This window comes from Xanthobacter sp. BG11Y11_SDJG, assembly GCF_057364445.1.
In genome coordinates, this window is the sequence record NZ_JBNFNU010000565.1 from 1 (window position 1) to 2,020 (window position 2,020).

At 68.9% G+C, this 2,020-nt stretch carries 2 protein-coding genes and 1 pseudogene; all 3 read right to left on the bottom strand.

Features of this window, described 5'->3' with window-relative positions; genetic code table 11:
* Positions 1–163: 163 nt before the first annotated feature.
* The 3 genes and pseudogenes from AC2W7M_RS24440 to coaD all read right to left on the bottom strand — a co-directional run bounded on the left by AC2W7M_RS24440 (position 164) and on the right by coaD (position 1,886).
* A complete protein-coding gene (locus AC2W7M_RS24440; RefSeq protein WP_486135616.1) occupies positions 164–619 on the bottom strand; it encodes a peptidylprolyl isomerase in 456 nt (151 codons plus the stop codon).
* Between the two features lie 120 nt (positions 620–739).
* The gene (locus tag AC2W7M_RS24445) at positions 740–1,312 is read right to left on the bottom strand and encodes a peptidylprolyl isomerase (RefSeq protein WP_486135618.1); all 573 of its coding nucleotides are present in this window, start codon (positions 1,310–1,312) and stop codon (positions 740–742) included.
* Positions 1,313–1,368: 56 nt separating this feature from the next.
* Positions 1,369–1,886 (bottom strand): annotated as a pseudogene (gene coaD, locus AC2W7M_RS24450) (pantetheine-phosphate adenylyltransferase).
* Positions 1,887–2,020: the final 134 nt, after the last annotated feature.

Below are 2,020 nucleotides of genomic sequence, written 5' to 3' on the forward strand. Positions count from 1 at the left end.
CCCAAGCTGCCGCTGGTGAAGGTCTGACCTCTTAAGGCGAGACATCGGCCGGGCGCGCCCGCCCGCCTCGCCCGCAAGGAAAATGCCCCGGCTCTGCGCCGGGCATTTTCTTTTTCCACCCCAGCGCGCCGGGCCGTCTTGCCGCCGTGCGGGCGTTTGTGCCTTACGCCTGGGTGACGAGCTTCGCGGAGACGATCTTGTCGGGATCCTTCACCGGCTCGCCGCGCTTGATCTGGTCCACATTCTCCATGCCGGAGAGCACCTCGCCCCACACCGTGTACTGGCCGTTGAGGAACGGGGCGTCGGCGAAGCAGATGAAGAACTGGCTGTCGCCGGAATCCGGGTTCTGCGCGCGCGCCATGGAGACGGTGCCGCGCTTGTGCAGGGTCTTGTTGAACTCCTGCTTCAGCTTCTTGCCCGAGCCGCCCATGCCGGTGCCGGTCGGATCGCCGGTCTGGGCCATGAAGCCCTCGATGACGCGGTGGAACGGCACGCCGTCATAGAAGCCGGTGGAGACCAGTTCCTTGATGCGCGCCACGTGGCCGGGCGCCACGTCGGGCAGGAACTTGATGGTCACGGGACCCTTGGTGGTCTCGAGAACGAGCACTTCCTCACTCATGTCCTGTCCTTTCCTTGCCGGAGGCGGGCGCCGCGCGCCCCCTCCCCTGCGGCCGCGCTTGGCGCGGCCATGGCCTGTTCGCGCGCGGGGCGCTCAGCCCCGCCGCATCGCGCCGGCGCCTTACTTGGGCTTGGCGTCCGCCGCCACCGTCATCTTCACGACCTTGTCGGGATTGCTCACCGTGCCGCCCTGGCCGGTGCCCTTCTTGATCTTGTCCACGAACTCCATGCCCGACACCACCTCGCCCACCACGGTGTACTTGCCGTTCAGGCTCGGCGTCTCGTCGAACATGATGAAGAACTGGGAATCTGCGCTGTCGGGCGAGGTGGCCCGCGCCATGCCGACGACGCCGCGCTTGAACGGGACGTTGGAGAATTCCGCCGGCAGCTTCACCCCGGAGCCGCCGGAGCCGGTGCCGGTGGGATCGCCGGTCTGGGCCATGAAGCCCTCGATGACGCGGTGGAACGGCACGCCGTTGTAGAAGTTCGCGCGGGTCAGTTCCTTCAGGCGCGCGGCATGCTTGGGCGCGAGGTCGGGGCGCAGCTTGATCACCACGCGGCCATAGGCGGTGTCGAGATAGAGCGTGTTTTCGAGATCGGGCTTGCCCTGGGCGGCGGCAGGCAGTGCCGTGGCCAGCGCCAGAGTGAGGGCGACCGCCAGAGCGGCGCCGAGGCGGCCGAGAACGCTTCGCATGAACAACTCCTCGCAAGAGCCTTCCGGAGCCCGGAGAGGCGGATGGCGGACCGCGCTCAGCGCGGAAACTTGTCCTTCAGCCGGGCCAGCACCGCCGGCGGCACGAACGGGGCGACGTCGCCACCCATGGCGGCGATCTGCCTGACGAGCGTGGCGGTGATGGGGCGCACGCGCGGCGAGGCGGGCAGAAACACGGTCTGGATGTCCGGCGCCATGGCGCCGTTCATGCCCGCCATCTGCATCTCATAGTCGAGGTCGGTGCCGTCGCGCAGGCCGCGGATCAGCAGGCTCGCGCCCACCTCCTGCGCGGTCGAGACGATGAGGTTGCCGAAGGTGATGGCCTCCAGCGTCGCATTCTCCTCGGCGGCGATGGGCGCGCACACCTCCTCGAGCATGGCGAGGCGCTCCTCGGCGGAAAAGAGCGGCGCCTTGCCGGGATGCACGCCCACCGCCAGCACCAACCGGTCGGCCAGCCGGCAGGCGAGCGCACCACGTCCAGATGGCCGTTGGTGAGCGGGTCGAACGAGCCGCCATAGATGGCGGTGCGGGGCGTGTGGGATGGCTTGTCGCTCAAGGGCTTCGGCCTCGTTGCCCGAATTCGGGCGCTCAGTCGGATCGGCAGAAGCGTTAGCCGCCCCGTGCCGCCGACGCAATGGCGCATGTCCCAAGTCGCCGGCGCGCGGCCGTCCCGCACGTCGGCATCCGGCA